The organism is Neisseria bergeri, assembly GCA_003044455.1.
Taxonomy (GTDB): domain Bacteria; phylum Pseudomonadota; class Gammaproteobacteria; order Burkholderiales; family Neisseriaceae; genus Neisseria; species Neisseria bergeri.
In genome coordinates, this window is the sequence record POWY01000006.1 from 53,369 (window position 1) to 69,297 (window position 15,929).

Below are 15,929 nucleotides of genomic sequence, written 5' to 3' on the forward strand. Positions count from 1 at the left end.
AGAGAACGATTCTCTAAGGTGCTGAAGCACCAAGTGAATCGGTTCCGTACTATTTGTACTGTCTGCGGCTTCGTCGCCTTGTCCTGATTTTTGTTAATCCACTATATTTGTCTTTGCGAAGGCGGTTCATCGTTCTTCCCTTGCGGTTGGGTTGGGGCTGTCCTGCGGCGCGTCGAATACCAGCTTCCCCGAGGCGCAGGCGGCATCCTGTTTTCGGATGGTAAACGACAGTTTGTTTTTATCGGCATCGTATCCGAGTTCTACGGAAATGTCGTCATACGGACGGATAAATTGCTGGTATTTCAGGTTTTCGATACGGATAATGTTTTGCCTGCCGAAGGGGTGCCGTGCGGCAAGCCGACGTACCCATTCCAATTCGACTGCGCCGGGGACGAGTGGGAAGGTGGAAAAATGTCCGCCGAAATAGGGTAAATCCAGCGGTATGCGGGTTTGATAGCGCAACCGGTTTCCTTCGGGCGGCAAGATATGCCATCGGGGGGCTGCGGGTTCTGTCAATGCCGTCTGAAAGTCCGCTGCGGTAATTTTTCCTTGTCCGTTGCGCGGCAGACGGTCTGTAAAACGCCAGTAGCGCGGAAGGGCGGCCGTGTCTTGCGTTTGGGCAATGTGTTGCTTGAGTGCGGCGATAACGGCGGTGCGCCCCTGTTCCAGCCACGCCGTGATGCCTTCCGTATCGAGTGCCGCCCAAACGGCAATGCGCCCGTGTTCCGGATGCAGGGCGCAATGTGCGTCGGCAATCCAGGGGTGTTTCAGCAATTCGTGTTCGATTTGGTTGAGCGAAATGCGTTTGTCTGCCAGTTTGACGATTCTATCCTGCCTGCCCAGCAGGGCAAAACCGTCTTCGTGGGTTTCGATGCAATCGGCAATGTATTGCACGCCGTTTGTCCACGGCGAGGATATTTCCACCGATTTGCCGGTATTGCGGACGGAGACGTTGGGGAAGGGCTGCCACAAGCTTTGTTTTTGGCGGCAGGCGATGATGCCGGTTTCCGTGCTGCCGTAAACTTCATAAGGGCGGACTGCATATTGTTCCAACAGGGCGGCGGTTTCCGATGGGAGTTCCCCGCCTGCGGAAACGATGCCGGCCATCCTTCCGTTTAACGCCGCCCAATCCCGATTTTCGCCGAAACGGTTGAGCAGGGCGGGGCTGGCAATCCAGACATTTTGATAATCGGACGGCACGTTCAGGCTTGCCGACAGCAGTAGTTCGGGATAGGCGTTTTGCCTGCGGATCATTGCCCACCCCATCAGCAGCGGAAGCGCGAAGCGGAAGGTCAGTCCGTACATATGTTGCGGCGATACGCTGCCGAGGACGGCGGTTTTGCCGCGTCCGAACGGAATTGCCGAAGCCAGCGCGCGGGCTTCCGATTCGATTTGCGCGGCGGTTTTGACGATTGTTTTGGCTTCCCCGCCGGAGCCTGATGTACGCAAATGCACTTCTGATTCGGGCGGGATGTCCAATGTTTTCGGTATGCGGTTTTCAGACGGCATACCGCCGCAAGGATCCAGTATTTGCCAAACGCTGATGCCGTCTGAAACAATATCGGTGTCGGTCAGCAGGATTTGTGCGGATTCCGCCCAAGTCAGGTTTCCGGGCGCGGTATTCGGCAGCAGCAGGGCTTTGCCGCCGCTGCGCCAAACGGCAAGCAATGCGGCTGCGAACAGCGCGGCATCGTCAAACCACAATGCCGCCGAACGGATGTTGTTTTGCTTTAATTTTAACGACAGGGTGTGTACCGTGCGTATAAAATCGGCGCGGGTCCACAGCGGGTCGAGGGCAATCGGCGTATTGTCGGAGAAGTTGATGTCAAACATTCGGGTCATATATTCAAAGTGGCAGAACGGAGGGTGTCGTGCCGGATAAAAAAACAGTATTGCAGTGCCGCCTTGCCGATGCGTCGGCCGCCGCTGCTTATCGGGAATCCTGTCTGGACGATGCGGACAGGGCGCGCCTGCTGCGCGCGCCGGAATTGGCAGGGCGGACGGATTGGCGGGTCAGCCGCTTCCTGAAGCAGCAGGGCGGCAAGATATGTTCGCTTTCGCACAGCAAAGGGCGGGCGGCGGTTTTGGTCTGCGGCGGCGGCACGGTTTGCGGTGTCGATATTGAAACGGTCCGTCCGCGCAATTTTCAGGCACTTGCCGAATGGGTTTGTTCCCCTGAAGAACGGGTTTTTTTGGCACGTTCCGGTTGGCAGGCAGAGGCTTTTTACCGCCTGTGGTGCATTAAGGAAGCACTGCTCAAAGCCTGCGGTTTGGGTTTTCCGCAAGATATGGCGAAAGTCGGTTATCTGACCGACGGTTCGGCGGTTTGCGGCTTGCGTGCGGATGGCGGAACCGGTTGGCACGCCGTCAGCGCAATCTGGTGCGGCGACGCGGTTGTCGCCTGCGTGTGGCGCGGAGCTGCCGAATTGGATTGGCAGTATTGCGGAACGGATGCCGTCCGGACGGTTTGCCATATCGAGCGGATAGGCGGCAAGGAAGTCTGAAAGGGCAGTTTGTTGTTTTATTCCGTTTTAAATCAATATGATGTAATCGGATTGTGCGGCTTTATCCGTTTTTCCAACGTTTGAACACCAGTGAAGTGTTCACGCCGCCGAAGGCGAAATTGTTGCTCATCACATAATCCGTTTCGATTTCACGGCCGCCGCTTAAAATATAGTCCACCTTGCCGCAGCGCGGATCAATGTCGTTCAAGTTCAGGGTCGGCGCAAACCAGCCGCCGTTCATCATTTCAATCGAGAACCACGCTTCCAGCGCGCCGCACGCGCCGAGGGTGTGCCCCAAATAGCTTTTTTGCGAACTGATGGGCACAAATCCGAATACAGCTTCAGTCGCCAGTGTTTCGGCGATATCGCCTTTTTCGGTTGCTGTGCCGTGCCCGTTCACATAGCCGATTTTGTCGGGCGTGATACCCGCGTCCTGCAGCGCGAGTTCCATACATTTCTGCATCGTATCTTTTTGCGGCTGGGTAACGTGGCTGCCGTCGCTGTTGGCGCCGTAGCCGACGAGTTCGGCGTAAATTTTCGCACCGCGCCGTTTGGCGTGTTCCAACTCTTCCAGCACAAAAATCCCCGCGCCTTCTCCGATGACCAGACCGTCGCGGTTTACGTCGTATGGGCGCGGGGTTTTTTCCGGTTCGCCGTTGCGGCGGCTGGCGGCATAAAGCGAGTCGAAAACATACACTTCGGACGGGCAAAATTCTTCGCCGCCGCCCGCCAGCATCATATCGGTCAGCCCGTATTTGATGGCTTCGTAGGCATAACCTATGCCTTGGCTGCCGGACGAACACGCGCTCGATGTCGGGATGATGCGCCCTTTCAGCCCGAAAAAGATGCCGATATTGGCGGCGGTAGTGTGCGGCATCATACGCACATAGGTGTTGGCACTGAAGTTGCGCGACGTGCCGGTCAGCAACAATTCGCCCACATCGCCGATGTCTTTGGTGCTGCCGCTGGAAGAGCCGCAGGCAACGCCCATCCGTCCGTCGGTAATGCTTTCGTCCCCGAGCAAACCGGCATCCGCCAGCGCCTGCTCCGCCGCATCGACGCACAGGTACGACACGCGCCCCATACTTCTGAGCTGCTTGCGCGTCCAATGTTTCGGCGGCGCGTAATTTTCAATCGGCGCACCCAGTTGCGCTTCCAATTCGGGGAAACGTTCGTGCCAATCCATATATTTGACGGCGTTTTTTTCGGCTTTGAATGCTGCCTGTATGCTTTGCCAATCCCGGCCGAAGGCGGTAATGCCGCCTATGCCCGTTACTGCGACCCTTCTGGTATTCAACACAAACCTCCGTTCACCGCAATCACCTGGCGCGTGATGTACGCCGCTTTTTCATCCATCAGGAAACGCACCGCGTGCGCCACTTCTTCCGGCAGCCCCATACGCGCGGCAGGGACGGCCTTTAAGATTTCTTCGACGGGTACATTTTCATCGACAATCTCCGTATCGATTAAACCCGGTGCCACGCAGTTGACGGTGATTTTGCGTTTCGCCAGTTCGACTGCCAAGGCTTTCGCCGCGCCGATAATGCCCGCTTTTGACGCGCTGTAATTGACCTGCCCGCGGTTGCCGGTCAAGCCGGACACTGATGCCATGCACACAATCCGTCCGGCTTTGCGGCGGCGTATCATCGGCATAACCAGCGGATGCAATACATTGTAAAAACCGTCCAAATTAGTCCGCAGCACCACATCCCAATCGTTGTCTGAAAACGCGGGGAAGGCATTGTCGCGCGTCAGTCCGGCGTTCAACACCACGCCGTAATACGCGCCGTTTGCTTCGATGTCGGCGGTCAGAATCTCGCGGCAGGCTTCGCGGTCGGACACGTCAAACTGCAACACGCGCGCATTTCTGCCCAAAGCGCGGATTTCTTCCGCCACGGCTTCGGCTTCGTCGCGGCGGCTGCGGCAGTGAACGGCGATATCAAAGCCGTCTTCCGCCAAACCGAGTGCGGCGGCTTTGCCTATGCCCCTGTTGGAGCCGGTAATCAGGACGGTTTCGGTCATCATTGTTCTCCGTATGTGTGTGCCTGTTCAGACGGCATTAAGTTGTTTTGACAGGGTGTTCGGGGCTGTACACGTTGAGTGAGGCGCGCGCCAAAATGCCGTCTGAAGGGAGTGTTCCGGACGAAGTTTCCGGCGCGTCTGTCCAACGCAGTTCGCAGTCGAACACGCCCATTCCCCCGACATCCTGAATAGACATATGCGCCGTTGCCAACAGATGCGTGCCGACAGGGACGGATTGGGCGAAGATTTCAAGTTTGCGCGTGCCGAGCAGGAAGCCGAGCCGAACCGGTTGCGCATTTTTTCGGGCTTGGATACCGGCATACGCGCCGACAGCCTGTGCCATCAGTTCGATAAATGCCGTGTAGGGCAGTATGCCGCCGGCCAGCAGGATGTGGTCGGGTTTTATCTGCGCCCCTGCTTCGACAAAATCATCGCCGTATCGGGTAATGCGGTCTATCAGAACCATACGCCCGCTGTGCGGCAGCAGGGAGGCGGTGTCGGTAATCGGGCATTCTGGCAGTGTGTCCATATATTGCGGCGGCAGGCTGGCAAATACCGGCATTATAATGATAAATGTAAATTCAGGCTAATTCTGGCGGTTTGCCGAGGGGCGGCGTTGTCGGAGAAAGGGGCAGAAATGCGTTTGAATTTCGGCATTGTCAGGGGGATAGGCTTTGGTTAGAATGCGGCACAGTGTAAATTTTTGAAAGAAACTATGCCGCCGATTATTTGCCGGTTCCACTTCGACATCGCCGACTGGCGGGTTTCGGGCAGCAAAATGCGCGATATGGCGCAGTGGGCAAAATGGGCGGAATGTCCGGATTTTGCCGACGGTTTGCCCGATGTCAGGCCGGAATTGCCGTTCCTGCCCGCTATGCAGCGCCGCCGTTTGAGTAAGGCGGCGCGTCTGGTGTGCGATGCGGCTTGGGACATTGCCTCCGCCCATCCCGGCAGTCCGGTAGTTTATGCCTCGCACGACGGGGAAATGGCGCGCAGTTTCGATTTGTGGTTGGAACTGTTGAAATCGCATACCGTGTCGCCGACTTCGTTCGGTTTGTCGGTGCACAATGCAACGGCTGGGCAATGGTCGATATTGCGTCAGGATATGAGCGAGCAGACGGCATTGGCCGTGTGTGCCGACGGTGTGGAAACGGCTTTGGCGGAAGCGGCATCACTGTTGGAAGAGGGATGCGGGTCGGTTTTGGTTTTGGTGGCGGACGATCCGCTGCCGGAAGGATATGCCGTATCGGCAACGCGCGCGCCGTTTGCTTATGCTTTGGCGATGGTTCTGACCAAAGGGACGCGTTACAGCCTGACTTTGTCTGCTTCGGACGATATGCCGTCTGAAACCGGTATGCTGTCCGAGGCATATTGGAGCGGTTTGGAATGGGTGCGTTTTCTGTTGAACGGCAGTCGGGAATGCCGCCGGGTATATCGCAATCGTGAATGGCTGTGGCAGCGGAATGGATAAATTGGATTATTGCCGCCGTTTTGCGGCGACTTGGTTAGGATTTGTGATTTTCGGTGTCGGCGGCATTATGATGAAATTGGTTTTGCTGCCTTACACTTTGAACGGCACTTCAAGGTCTGTTGCCCGCCAATTGGCGGCGCGCCGGATTATCGGAACATCTTGGCGTTTGTTCGTTGCTTATCTGAAATGGTCGGGCGTGTTGGAGGTATCGTTCAAGGGTGTTGAAAAACTCAACCGCCCGAGACAGTTGATTTTGGCAAACCATCCGTCTTTGCTGGATGTGGTGCTGCTTGTCGGCCATGTGCCCGAAATGAACTGCATCGTGAAAAAAGATTTGCAGCACAATCCGGCAATGAGCAGCCAGATTAAAGGTGCGGGCTATATTCCGAACGAAGAGTCGGAAGCAATGCTGGAAACGGTAAAGGCGGTTTTTGACAGCGGGCAGAGCCTGCTGGTGTTCCCCGAAGGAACGAGGACGGGTTGGGACGGACGGGTAAAAATGCACCGGGGCGCGGTTTCTTTGGGGCTGCGCTATGCCGAAGTGATTACGCCCGTATGTATCAAAATGAATCCGCCCAATTTTAAAAAGGGGCAGCCGTGGTACCGCATTCCCCCGAAAAGGATACGGTATGAAATTACCGTCGGAGACGACATCCTCCCCCAAGACTGGCTCGCCGAGAAACCGTTGCCGATTGCGGCGCGGCGGCTGAATGAATATCTACAGGACTATTTTACAAGGAAAACCATATGAACGACTTGGAAAACCAAATCAAACAACTGATTATCGACAGTTTGGCTTTGGAGGATATAACCGCCGCCGATATCGGCAGCGAAGACGCGCTGTTCGGCGACGGAGGGCTGGGACTGGATTCCGTCGATGCGCTGGAATTGGGCTTGGCGGTGCAAAAACATTTCGGTTTCCGATTGGACGGCGAGCAGGAGAACTTGCGCGAACATTTTGCCAATGTCAAAACACTCGCCGCCTTTGTCAAAAGCCGCCAAGCATAAGGATGAAACATATGACCGAACAAGAAATCTACCGGTTGTTGCGCGATACCCTGACCGAGTTGTTTGAAATCGAACCGGAACGGATTACGCCCGATACCAACCTTTACGAAGATTTGGAAATCGACAGCATCGATGCCATCGACCTGATCGACCGCATCAAGCGCGAAACCGGCCGCAAGCTGCAGGCTGAAGATTTCCGCAATGTCCGCACCGTCAACGACGTGGTACAGGCGGTATTGAAGATTCAGGCGGGGTAGGCGGCATCTCTGATTATTTTTCAGACGGCATATTATTATCGGATGCCGTCTGAAAACATTTGTGCGGATTCAAAATGAAACTCGGTTTTTTCGGACATATTTTTCTGACCGTATCGAGTATTGCCTATCCGGCTTTGTGGTATTACGGCAGGGAGGCAGGGTGGTTTGTCTGGCTGGCGGCGGCGATGTGCGGGTTGTGGCTGCTGCGCGCCCTGACTGCCAAACTGCCCCAACAGCGTTATGCGGCTTTGTTTATTACACTGTTTTTTGCCGCAGTATTGGTGTTCGGGCGGCACGATTCGATGTATTGGTATCCTGTCCTCGTTAATTTGATGATGTTGGCGGTGTTCGGGGGAAGCCTGTTTGCCAAACAGACGGTCATAGAAAGGCTCGCGCGTTTGCAACAGCCCGACCTGCCTGAAAAAGCCGTGCGCTATACCCGCCGGGTAACGCAGGTTTGGTGCGTATTTTTTATAATCAACGGGACGCTTGCCGCTTTGTTGGCCCGGTTGGGGCGATATGATTGGTGGGCAGTTTATACCGGCGTGATTGCCTATGTATTGATGGGGATATTGTTTGCCGGCGAATGGCTTTACCGCAAACTCGTTTTGAAAGTCTGAAACCTTATGTACACTTGCACTTCCTGCGGCGAAAACCACGAAGAAATGCCCGCAATCGGCTTTACCGCCCCCTATCCCTATAATCAACTCAGTGAAGAAGAACGCATTGCTTATCAAGCGGAATGCGATTCTGATTTCTGCATCATCCGTTATCCCGACCAAACCGACCGCTTTATCCGCGCGGTGCTGCCGATCCCGATTATCGGGCATCAGGAAACGCTGGAATACGGCGTGTGGGTGTCCGTCAGCGAAAAGAGTTTTAACGACTATCAAGGCCGCTTTTACAATAATTCTGAAAACGCCGTTTATTTCGGCATGATCTGCAACCGGCTGCCCCCTTACGAATCCGACACCTTCGGTTTGCATTGCAATGTTGTTACCCAACCCGATGGTCAACGCCCTTTGCTGCAACTTCATCAAAGCAGCGGACATCCGCTGGTACGCGACTTTTATCACGGCATAGAATATGCCGAAGCGCAGGCAAGGATAGGGGCGGTATCCGAATCAGATTGCTCAGGATAAAAAGGACAAAAAAGGATGAATATGAAATACAAAGACCTGCGCGACTTCATCGCCATGCTCGAGCAGCAGGGCAAACTCAAACGCATCGCGCACCCCGTTTCCCCGCATTTGGAAATGACCGAAATCGCCGACCGCGTGCTGCGCGCCGAAGGGTCGGCGTTGCTGTTTGAACACCCGATTAAGCCCGACGGCACGCGCTACGATTATCCCGTGTTGGCAAACCTGTTCGGCACGCCCGAACGTGTGGCGATGGGCATGGGCGCGGACAGCGTGTCCAAGCTGCGCGAAATCGGGCAGACGCTGGCGTATTTGAAAGAACCCGAACCGCCCAAAGGCATCAAAGACGCGTTTTCCAAACTGCCGCTGCTGAAAGATATTTGGAGCATGGCGCCGAACGTGGTGAAAAACGCGCCGTGTCAGGAAATTGTGTGGGAGGGTGAAGACGTTGATTTGTATAAACTTCCGGTTCAGCATTGCTGGCCGGAAGACGTTGCGCCGCTGGTAACATGGGGCTTGACCGTCACGCGCGGGCCGCACAAAAAACGCCAAAATCTCGGCATTTACCGCCAACAGTTAATCGGCAAAAACAAGCTGATTATGCGCTGGCTGTCGCATCGCGGCGGCGCGTTGGATTATCAGGAATTCCGCAAACTCAATCCCGATACGCCGTATCCCGTCGCCGTCGTGCTCGGCTGCGACCCCGCCACCATTTTGGGCGCGGTAACGCCCGTTCCCGATACTTTGAGCGAATACCAGTTTGCCGGATTGCTGCGCGGTTCACGGACGGAACTGGTGAAATGTATCGGCAACGATTTGCAAGTGCCTGCCCGTGCTGAAATCGTGTTGGAAGGTGTGATTCATCCAAACGAAACCGCGTTGGAAGGTCCATACGGCGACCACACCGGCTATTACAACGAGCAGGACCATTTCCCCGTATTTACGGTCGAACGCATCACCATGCGCGAAAACCCGATTTACCATTCGACCTACACGGGCAAACCGCCCGATGAGCCTGCCGTTTTGGGCGTGGCGTTGAACGAAGTGTTCGTACCGCTTTTGCAAAAGCAGTTCCCCGAAATCACCGATTTTTACCTGCCGCCCGAAGGCTGTTCCTACCGCATGGCGGTGGTCAGCATGAAAAAACAGTACGCCGGACACGCCAAGCGCGTGATGATGGGCTGCTGGTCGTTCCTGCGCCAGTTTATGTACACCAAATTCATCATCGTGGTCGATGACGACGTGAACGTGCGCGACTGGAAAGAAGTTATCTGGGCGGTAACCACGCGCATGGACCCCGTGCGCGACACCGTTTTAGTGGAAAACACGCCCATCGATTATCTTGACTTCGCCAGCCCCGTTAGCGGACTCGGCGGCAAAATGGGTTTGGATGCGACCAACAAATGGCCGGGCGAAACCGACCGCGAATGGGGACGGGTGATTAAAAAAGACCCTGCGGTTACGGCTAAGATTGATGGGATTTGGGAGGAACTCGGCTTATAGTAGATTCAAATAGATTTCTCGTGTCGTCATTCCCGCGCTGGCGGAAATGACGATAATTGAGTATTTTTTATTTTGAATCAATATATTGAAAGTTAATTTGATACGCAATGCCGCCCTACGGTTGCAGGGCGGCATTGCTATGCCGCCGTTTGGATTTTCAGACGGCATTTGTGTGTTGCCTGTGTGGTTTTGTGTTGGGATGGCAATTTCGAGGCAGCCGATGCCGTTTGAAAGGCGATTGTCTGGCGGGACAGGCGCGTTCTGTTTGTCTGTTTGGAAACGGTTGGGAAAGGCGTATGTCGGCGGATTTGTTGGGCGTAGCGGCTGGGCTTTTTGCGGCAAGCTGTGATTTTGTCCGTTACGGATTGCGGCGGCTGAAAATCCTGTACCGCGCCTAGAAACGAGGCGGCTGGCGGAATGTGCGGCGCGTGTCGCTGCGGCGGCGTTGATATTCGGCTGGTGGCTGGTTTTTTGTCGGTTGGGCCGGTTTTTAGGATGGCATGGGGGGAAGACACATGGACGAACTGTTCAAATGGGCGGTCAGGATTTTGGCGGCGGTGGCGGACTGGATACTCGAGCTGATGTGTTCGGCATTCCCGTTTGCGGAACCAAGCCGTTTTTTCCATCGGACCGCACGTATCGTTGTGCCGGTTTTGAGCTTGGGTCTGTTTCGTGTTGAAGATTATGGAAACACGGAATGTTTGGACTGGCGGACGTTTTCTGCCGATATGGGCGAATGGATAGGCGGTTGGTTTTGGTTCGCGTTCTTGCTTGCCTTTTCAGTATGGGCAGCCTATGCCCTGTCGTGAAATATAGTGGATTAAATTTAAACCAGTACAGCGTTGCCTCGCCTTAGCTCAAAGAGAACGATTCTCTAAGGTGCTGAAGCACCAAGTGAATCGGTTCCGTACTATTTGTACTGTCTGCGGCTTCGTCGCCTTGTCCTGATTTTTGTTAATCCACTATATAACCGACATACTTTGTTTTTGATGCGGCAACGAAAAATCGCTGCGGTTTGACGAAAATACAAATGGCGGCATTGCCAGCCGACACCAAGCCAAACAGTTGTGGGGCTTGTGTTTCCGATGTGGTACGGCCGGTCGGAAAGGTCATGCCGTCTGAAGCTTAATGTGTTTCAGACGGCATTTTTGTACGCAGGATGTTTACGGTTCTTTAGGTTTGAGCCACTGCCATTGTTCCAGCAGGGTGTCTTCGAGGATTTTCTGTTTCTCTTTGCGCGAATTGATGCCGCCGGTCAGCCTGCCGTAATCGACGGTAATGGACGGCTTGTCCACGGTACCGGTGATTTTCAGGGGAATCGGTTTGTTTTTCGGATGGACGGCGTTGCGGATAAGGACATCTTCAGACAATTCCTGCGTATCCAGATTGGTATAGCCGTTGCTGGTAACATAGAGGCTGTCTGAGAAGAGTTCGGTATCGATGTGGCGGCTGATGCCGTCTGAAATTTCGCTGTTGAGCGTGAATCGGTGGAAGGGTGTGCTGGGTGCGGCATTGTCGGCAGTTTTGCCCGAAATGCCGTTTTTCAGGATATTGTCCATGTCGATACCGTGCCATGCGCCGTTGGAAATATTCAGCGACAGGCTGCCCTGAAGCGAGCGGATAAGCTCTTTTCGGGTTTCGCCGCTCGCGGTCAGGTCGATGACCGCATCGCCGTTGCCACTGAAGCTGTGGAAGCCGAACAGGTCTTGCAGCAGCGGTTGGATTTGGATGTTGCTTGCATTCTGTTGCAGGCGGTAAGTGGCGGGACGGGTGTTGGCGATGCTGATGCCGCCGTCGGTATGGCCGCCGTAAAGCCCTGACTTGAAACGGCTGAGCGCGATATGGTCTTTGTCGGCGTGGAGGTAGGTTTCCATATCGTCCAGTTGCAGGCCGGGAAGTTGGACATTGCCGATTTTAAGGTGGGCCTCGATATCTCCGGACAGCTTGCCGAGGGTGTCGGGAAATATTTTGCCGTTTTGTTGCCGCACGTCGTCAAGATAGGGGGTCAGGTTCAATTTTTGCAGTGCGACGGCGGCTTCCAGGTGCGGTGCGTCTTCATGTGTGTATCTGAATTTCGCGGCAACGGTTTGGCGGTCGAACGAACCGTTGAGTTCGGCATGCCACTGATGAAGGTTTTTTATGGATATCGAACCGTCGAGCTGGCTGATGAAACGGGGTTGCGGCAGGCGGTTGACGGTATCCTGAAGGGTTGATACATGCAGGCGCGGCGCCTCCAGACCGTTATTCCGGCTCCAAACCAATGGCGAGCCGAGGGAAAAGTTGGTTTGAAGGCGGGGTGTTTTGACGTTGCCGGAGATTTCGGCGTTGCCGATGTTGGCGATACCGGGGTGAAGTTTGGCCTTATCGAGTTTGAACGATCCGCCCCATTGGGAATTCCCGCCGTCGGCGGTAGCGGTAAATGTCCCGTTGACGGTTTCAATTTTAATGCTGTTGTTCCTGAGTACCAGCGTAGGGATTTGGGCGGTCAGGTGGAGGTTGTGGAAGGCGGTGTCGGCACGTAGGCTGAGGTTGGTCGCATCCGGTCCGCCGGCGTTAAAACGGATAGTGGGGTTGCCGGTGGTGGAAACGGTAATGCCGTGCCCGTTTAGAGCGGTCTCGGCTTCGAAATGGAACGGTGAGATTTCGGGCGGATTGATGCCGTCTGAAATGAAAAGCCCTTTGCTTTTCCATGAAGCAGACAGGTTTTCGCCTGTCAGTATGCCCGAACTTTCAAACTGTTGTCCCGATGAAACGGGGGATTGCAGGTTGAGGCGGACTTCCTTCAGGGTAAACCGCTCTTGCAGGAAGTCGAGGTGGACGGTGCTGTTTTCGATAATGATGCGGTTTACCGAGGCTTTGCGTTTTGGGTTGTCGATCAGGTCTTGGATGTTCCAAACGCCTTTCCCGTCGCGCGTCAGGGCAAGTTCCGTACCCGAAACCACCCATTTTTCAACCTGTATCTGATCCGACCACAGATTTTTCCAGCTCAATCCGATTTTGGTTTCTTTGATGGAAACGGCAGTCCGGTTGCTGCCGGGTTCGGTAATGGTCAGGTTTTTCAGGATGACGGTCGGCCGGGGCAGAAGCCTGCGCTGTATATCCGCATCAAACGAAATTTTTCGGTGCGTATGAGCAATGCTTTGTTGGAGGCGGCTTCGGATGTTTTCAGGTGTGAAGATGCGATAGACGGAAGCGTGCAGCCCGATTGCCGCCAAAAGCAGTATCGTCAGCACGGCTACCGCATATTTCAGACGGTATTTGTGGAAAACCGATAATAAATCCATAGCCCGAACAATCCGTAAAACACGCCACAGTATAACACGGCTTGTAGAAATCCTATTTTGTGCGGGCGGATTATAGTGGATTAACAAAAACCAGTACGGCGTTGTCTCGTCTTAGCTCAAAGAGAACGATTCTCTAAGGTGCTCAAGCACCAAGTGAATCGGTTCCGTACTATCTGTACTGTCTGCGGCTTCGTCGCCTTGTCCTGATTTTTGTTAATCCACTATATCTTGCATAAAGGGGTGTTGCCGCGTTTGCAGGGGCGGGGGTTTCGGCGGGTATGTTTCATACGGAGGCGGATTCTGCAAGATGCTTTTTTGAAATACCGATGCCGTCTGAAATGGACAAGTTTTGTTCGGACGGCATATAATTTGCTTTTTATTCCGGAGGCACGGATATGGTCGGATGCGTTTGGCAGGCAGGACGGTTTGAAATCGGTTTGGACAAGCCGAAAATCATGGGCATCGTGAATCTCACGCCCGATTCTTTGTCCGACGGCGGCGCGTATTCGCAAAACGCCCAAACAGCTTTGGCGCATGCTGAACGGCTTTTGAAAGAGGGTGCGGACATTCTCGACATCGGCGGCGAATCGACGCGGCCGGGTGCGGATTATGTTTCGCCTGAAGAAGAATGGGCGCGGGTTGCGCCTGTTTTGGCGGAAGTGGTGGGGTGGGGCGTTCCCGTCAGTTTGGACACGCGCCACACGGTGGTTATGGAAAAAGCGTTGGCACTCGGCGGCATCGATATTATTAACGATGTGGCGGCGTTGACCGACGAAGGCGCGCTCGAATTGCTGGCGTGTCAGGCGGATACGGGCATTTGCCTGATGCATATGCAGGGCTTGCCTAAGAATATGCAGATTAATCCGAAATATCAGGATGTTGTCGGTGAAGTGGCGCGGTATTTGAAAGCGCGGGCGGCGGAATGCATCGCGGCAGGCATCGCCCCGCAACGCATTACACTCGACCCCGGTTTCTGCTTCGGCAAAACCTTGCAACACAATATCACACTGATGCGGCATCTGCCCGAATTGATGGCGGAAACGGGCTATCCGCTGCTGATCGGCGTGTCGCGCAAAAGCATGATAGGCGAACTGACGGGCGAAACCGACGCGGCGGCGCGCGGACACGGCAGCGTGGCGGCGGCTTTGGCGGCTGTGGCACGCGGCGCGAAAATCGTGCGCGTGCACGATGTGAAGGCGACGGCGGATGCTTTGAAGGCGTGGGAAGCGTTGGGCATCAATCTGTAAACAGCGGTTCGCATACTTTATGCCGTCTGAAAAGGGCGGAGCGGCTTCAGACGGCATCAACGGTGCAGACAGCAAGGTACAAACAGACTGTATAATCTCGGACAACGGTTCACATTCTCGGAGCAACACATGGCAAAAAAATATTTCGGCACGGACGGCGTGCGCGGCGAAGTCGGGCAGTTTCCGATTACGCCCGATTTTGTATTGAAACTCGGCTATGCGGCGGGTCAGGTTTTGGTTCAGCACGACACTGACCAGAAACCGACCGTCCTCATCGGCAAAGACACGCGTATTTCCGGTTATATGCTGGAAGCCGCGCTAGTGGCGGGCTTTACGGCGGCGGGTGTGAATGTGGTACAAACCGGTCCGCTGCCTACGCCCGGCGTGGCTTATCTGACCCGTGCGCTGCGTTTGTCCGCCGGTGTGATGATTTCCGCGTCGCATAATGCCTATTCCGACAACGGCATCAAATTCTTTGCCGAGGGTGGCGTGAAGCTTTCCGATGAAATCGAGTTGGAAATCGAAGCCAAAATCGACGAAGAAATGAAAACCCAGCCTTCTGCACGCCTCGGGCGCGCACGCCGTATCAGCGGTGCAGACGACCGCTATATCGAATTTTGCAAATCCACCTTTCCCAGCCATTCCGACCTTCGGGGTTTGAAGTTGGTTATCGATACCGCCAACGGCGCGGGGTACGGTGTCGCACCCAAGGTGTTTCACGAACTGGGTGCACAGGTTGTCAGCATCGGCGACGAACCCAACGGCTACAACATCAATGAAAAATGCGGTGCGACTTATACCAAGACACTCCAAGCCGCCGTTTTACAGCATGAAGCCGACTACGGCATCGCCTTAGACGGCGACGGCGACCGCCTGATGATGGTCGATAAAAACGGTAAGGTTTACGACGGCGACAGCCTGATTTACGTCATTGCCAAAGCCCGCGCCCGAGAAGGTATCAACATCGGCGGCGTGGTCGGCACGGTCATGACCAATATGGCGATGGAAATCGCCCTGAAAGAGCAGGGCGTCGATTTCTGCCGCGCCAAAGTCGGCGACCGCTATGTGTTGGAACAGCTGAACCAACGCGGCTGGCTCATCGGAGGCGAAGCCAGCGGCCATATTTTGTGCATGGACAAACACAACACCGGCGACGGCATTATTTCCGCGCTGCAAGTTTTGGCGGCGCTGCAAATCCTGAACCAAGACCTCGCTACCGTTTGCGCCGACTGGCAGCCGTATCCGCAAACGATGATTAACGTGCGCATCCAAAAGGGTCAGAAATGGCAGGAGGCTTCGAAAGACGTGTTGGCGGAAGTGGAAAAAGAACTCGAAGGCAAAGGAAGGGTTGTATTGCGCGCTTCGGGAACCGAACCCGTCGTGCGCGTGATGGTGGAGGCGCGTCAGGCGGATTGGGCGCGCGAAGGGGCGGAACGTATTGCTTCCGCCATCGGCAGCATTTAGGCAAAATCAGAAAAAACCGTTTTCAGAACC

The 15,929-nt window shown here is 54.8% G+C and carries 18 protein-coding genes and 2 pseudogenes; 11 read left to right on the plus strand and 9 right to left on the minus strand.

The features are described 5' to 3' along the window. Positions 1–44: 44 nt before the first annotated feature. Both DBY86_RS14125 and DBY86_RS07380 read right to left on the minus strand, forming a co-directional pair. Positions 45–181 (minus strand): annotated as a pseudogene (locus DBY86_RS14125) (IS5/IS1182 family transposase); the annotation flags it as partial. Beyond that, positions 127–1,842: an ApeI family dehydratase gene (locus DBY86_RS07380; RefSeq protein WP_107819495.1), complete on the minus strand. Its 1,716-nt coding sequence runs from the start codon at positions 1,840–1,842 to the stop codon at positions 127–129. The gene DBY86_RS07380 and the pseudogene DBY86_RS14125, both read right to left, overlap by 55 nt. 29 nt (positions 1,843–1,871) lie before the next feature. On the opposite strand from DBY86_RS07380, the gene DBY86_RS07385 reads away from it, so the two are divergent. Next, positions 1,872–2,504 (plus strand): 4'-phosphopantetheinyl transferase superfamily protein, encoded by a 633-nt coding sequence (locus DBY86_RS07385; protein WP_107819496.1) that lies wholly within the window; start codon positions 1,872–1,874, stop codon positions 2,502–2,504. Positions 2,505–2,565: 61 nt separating this feature from the next. Here the strand turns inward: DBY86_RS07385 and DBY86_RS07390 are convergent, their stop codons facing one another. Genes DBY86_RS07390 through DBY86_RS07400 form a run of 3 tightly spaced genes read right to left on the minus strand, consistent with a single transcriptional unit; the run spans position 2,566 to position 5,088 of the window. Further along, positions 2,566–3,804 carry a beta-ketoacyl-ACP synthase gene (locus DBY86_RS07390; protein WP_107819497.1) on the minus strand — a complete coding sequence of 413 codons (1,239 nt, stop codon included), beginning with the start codon at positions 3,802–3,804 and terminating at the stop codon, positions 2,566–2,568. Beyond that, a complete protein-coding gene (gene fabG / locus DBY86_RS07395; protein WP_107819535.1) occupies positions 3,798–4,526 on the minus strand; it encodes a 3-oxoacyl-ACP reductase FabG in 729 nt (242 codons plus the stop codon). Before fabG ends, DBY86_RS07390 begins: the two co-directional genes overlap by 7 nt. Positions 4,527–4,563: 37 nt before the next feature. Further along, positions 4,564–5,088 (minus strand): ApeP family dehydratase, encoded by a 525-nt coding sequence (locus DBY86_RS07400; RefSeq protein WP_199901065.1) that lies wholly within the window; start codon positions 5,086–5,088, stop codon positions 4,564–4,566. 153 nt (positions 5,089–5,241) lie between these two features. Between DBY86_RS07400 and DBY86_RS07405 the strand changes: the two genes are divergently transcribed. The 7 genes from DBY86_RS07405 to ubiD all read left to right on the plus strand — a co-directional run bounded on the left by DBY86_RS07405 (position 5,242) and on the right by ubiD (position 9,904). Further along, the gene (locus tag DBY86_RS07405; protein ID WP_107819498.1) at positions 5,242–5,997 is read left to right on the plus strand and encodes a beta-ketoacyl synthase chain length factor; all 756 of its coding nucleotides are present in this window, start codon (positions 5,242–5,244) and stop codon (positions 5,995–5,997) included. Further along, positions 5,990–6,748 (plus strand): lysophospholipid acyltransferase family protein, encoded by a 759-nt coding sequence (locus DBY86_RS07410; RefSeq protein ID WP_107819499.1) that lies wholly within the window; start codon positions 5,990–5,992, stop codon positions 6,746–6,748. The genes DBY86_RS07405 and DBY86_RS07410 overlap by 8 nt, the downstream gene beginning before the upstream one ends. After that, on the plus strand, positions 6,745–7,005 hold the full coding sequence (locus DBY86_RS07415) for a phosphopantetheine-binding protein (protein ID WP_002222118.1): 261 nt from the start codon (positions 6,745–6,747) through the stop codon (positions 7,003–7,005). Before DBY86_RS07410 ends, DBY86_RS07415 begins: the two co-directional genes overlap by 4 nt. An 11-nt stretch (positions 7,006–7,016) precedes the next feature. Further along, a complete protein-coding gene (locus tag DBY86_RS07420) occupies positions 7,017–7,262 on the plus strand; it encodes an acyl carrier protein (protein ID WP_002222119.1) in 246 nt (81 codons plus the stop codon). 74 nt (positions 7,263–7,336) lie between these two features. After that, a complete protein-coding gene (locus DBY86_RS07425; RefSeq protein WP_196959780.1) occupies positions 7,337–7,882 on the plus strand; it encodes a COG4648 family protein in 546 nt (181 codons plus the stop codon). A 6-nt stretch (positions 7,883–7,888) separates the two neighbouring features. Continuing rightward, positions 7,889–8,404: a DUF2199 domain-containing protein gene (locus DBY86_RS07430; protein ID WP_107819500.1), complete on the plus strand. Its 516-nt coding sequence runs from the start codon at positions 7,889–7,891 to the stop codon at positions 8,402–8,404. Positions 8,405–8,425: 21 nt separating this feature from the next. After that, positions 8,426–9,904: a 4-hydroxy-3-polyprenylbenzoate decarboxylase gene (gene ubiD / locus DBY86_RS07435; protein WP_107819538.1), complete on the plus strand. Its 1,479-nt coding sequence runs from the start codon at positions 8,426–8,428 to the stop codon at positions 9,902–9,904. Here the strand turns inward: ubiD and DBY86_RS13060 are convergent. Beyond that, positions 9,899–10,072 carry a hypothetical protein gene (locus DBY86_RS13060; RefSeq protein WP_159068571.1) on the minus strand — a complete coding sequence of 58 codons (174 nt, stop codon included), beginning with the start codon at positions 10,070–10,072 and terminating at the stop codon, positions 9,899–9,901. The two genes, ubiD and DBY86_RS13060, sit on opposite strands and share 6 nt — an antisense overlap. Next, the gene (locus DBY86_RS07440) at positions 10,042–10,419 is read right to left on the minus strand and encodes a hypothetical protein (RefSeq protein ID WP_107819501.1); all 378 of its coding nucleotides are present in this window, start codon (positions 10,417–10,419) and stop codon (positions 10,042–10,044) included. Before DBY86_RS07440 ends, DBY86_RS13060 begins: the two co-directional genes overlap by 31 nt. Here DBY86_RS07440 and DBY86_RS07445 point away from each other — a divergent pair, their 5' ends adjacent. Continuing rightward, complete coding sequence (locus tag DBY86_RS07445; protein WP_107819502.1) at positions 10,420–10,713, plus strand: 6-aminohexanoate hydrolase; 294 nt, start codon at positions 10,420–10,422, stop codon at positions 10,711–10,713. Here the strand turns inward: DBY86_RS07445 and DBY86_RS14130 are convergent. Further along, positions 10,613–10,863, minus strand: a pseudogene (locus DBY86_RS14130) (hypothetical protein); the annotation flags it as partial. The gene DBY86_RS07445 and the pseudogene DBY86_RS14130 overlap by 101 nt on opposite strands. Before the next feature lie 204 nt (positions 10,864–11,067). After that, positions 11,068–13,188 (minus strand): AsmA family protein, encoded by a 2,121-nt coding sequence (locus tag DBY86_RS07450; protein ID WP_107819503.1) that lies wholly within the window; start codon positions 13,186–13,188, stop codon positions 11,068–11,070. 395 nt (positions 13,189–13,583) lie between these two features. Here DBY86_RS07450 and folP point away from each other — a divergent pair, with 395 nt between their 5' ends. Together folP and glmM are read left to right on the plus strand one after the other, a co-directional pair. Then, positions 13,584–14,435 carry a dihydropteroate synthase gene (gene folP, locus DBY86_RS07455; protein WP_101148227.1) on the plus strand — a complete coding sequence of 284 codons (852 nt, stop codon included), beginning with the start codon at positions 13,584–13,586 and terminating at the stop codon, positions 14,433–14,435. Between the two features lie 129 nt (positions 14,436–14,564). Then, the gene (gene glmM, locus DBY86_RS07460) at positions 14,565–15,899 is read left to right on the plus strand and encodes a phosphoglucosamine mutase (RefSeq protein WP_107819504.1); all 1,335 of its coding nucleotides are present in this window, start codon (positions 14,565–14,567) and stop codon (positions 15,897–15,899) included. Positions 15,900–15,929: the final 30 nt, after the last annotated feature.

What these genes read in the sequence shown, in the direction of transcription:
- DBY86_RS07450 (WP_107819503.1), bottom strand. Translation starts at nt 13,188, where the DNA reads ATGGATTTATTATCGGTTTTCCACAAATACCGTCTGAAATATGCGGTA.
- DBY86_RS07410 (WP_107819499.1), top strand. Translation starts at nt 5,990, where the DNA reads ATGGATAAATTGGATTATTGCCGCCGTTTTGCGGCGACTTGGTTAGGA.
- fabG (WP_107819535.1), bottom strand. Translation starts at nt 4,526, where the DNA reads ATGACCGAAACCGTCCTGATTACCGGCTCCAACAGGGGCATAGGCAAA.
- DBY86_RS07400 (WP_199901065.1), bottom strand. Translation starts at nt 5,088, where the DNA reads ATGCCGGTATTTGCCAGCCTGCCGCCGCAATATATGGACACACTGCCA.
- DBY86_RS07380 (WP_107819495.1), bottom strand. Translation starts at nt 1,842, where the DNA reads ATGACCCGAATGTTTGACATCAACTTCTCCGACAATACGCCGATTGCC.
- DBY86_RS07430 (WP_107819500.1), top strand. Translation starts at nt 7,889, where the DNA reads ATGTACACTTGCACTTCCTGCGGCGAAAACCACGAAGAAATGCCCGCA.
- DBY86_RS07415 (WP_002222118.1), top strand. Translation starts at nt 6,745, where the DNA reads ATGAACGACTTGGAAAACCAAATCAAACAACTGATTATCGACAGTTTG.
- ubiD (WP_107819538.1), top strand. Translation starts at nt 8,426, where the DNA reads ATGAAATACAAAGACCTGCGCGACTTCATCGCCATGCTCGAGCAGCAG.
- glmM (WP_107819504.1), top strand. Translation starts at nt 14,565, where the DNA reads ATGGCAAAAAAATATTTCGGCACGGACGGCGTGCGCGGCGAAGTCGGG.
- DBY86_RS07425 (WP_196959780.1), top strand. Translation starts at nt 7,337, where the DNA reads ATGAAACTCGGTTTTTTCGGACATATTTTTCTGACCGTATCGAGTATT.
- DBY86_RS13060 (WP_159068571.1), bottom strand. Translation starts at nt 10,072, where the DNA reads ATGCCGTCTGAAAATCCAAACGGCGGCATAGCAATGCCGCCCTGCAAC.
- DBY86_RS07405 (WP_107819498.1), top strand. Translation starts at nt 5,242, where the DNA reads ATGCCGCCGATTATTTGCCGGTTCCACTTCGACATCGCCGACTGGCGG.
- DBY86_RS07420 (WP_002222119.1), top strand. Translation starts at nt 7,017, where the DNA reads ATGACCGAACAAGAAATCTACCGGTTGTTGCGCGATACCCTGACCGAG.
- folP (WP_101148227.1), top strand. Translation starts at nt 13,584, where the DNA reads ATGGTCGGATGCGTTTGGCAGGCAGGACGGTTTGAAATCGGTTTGGAC.
- DBY86_RS07445 (WP_107819502.1), top strand. Translation starts at nt 10,420, where the DNA reads ATGGACGAACTGTTCAAATGGGCGGTCAGGATTTTGGCGGCGGTGGCG.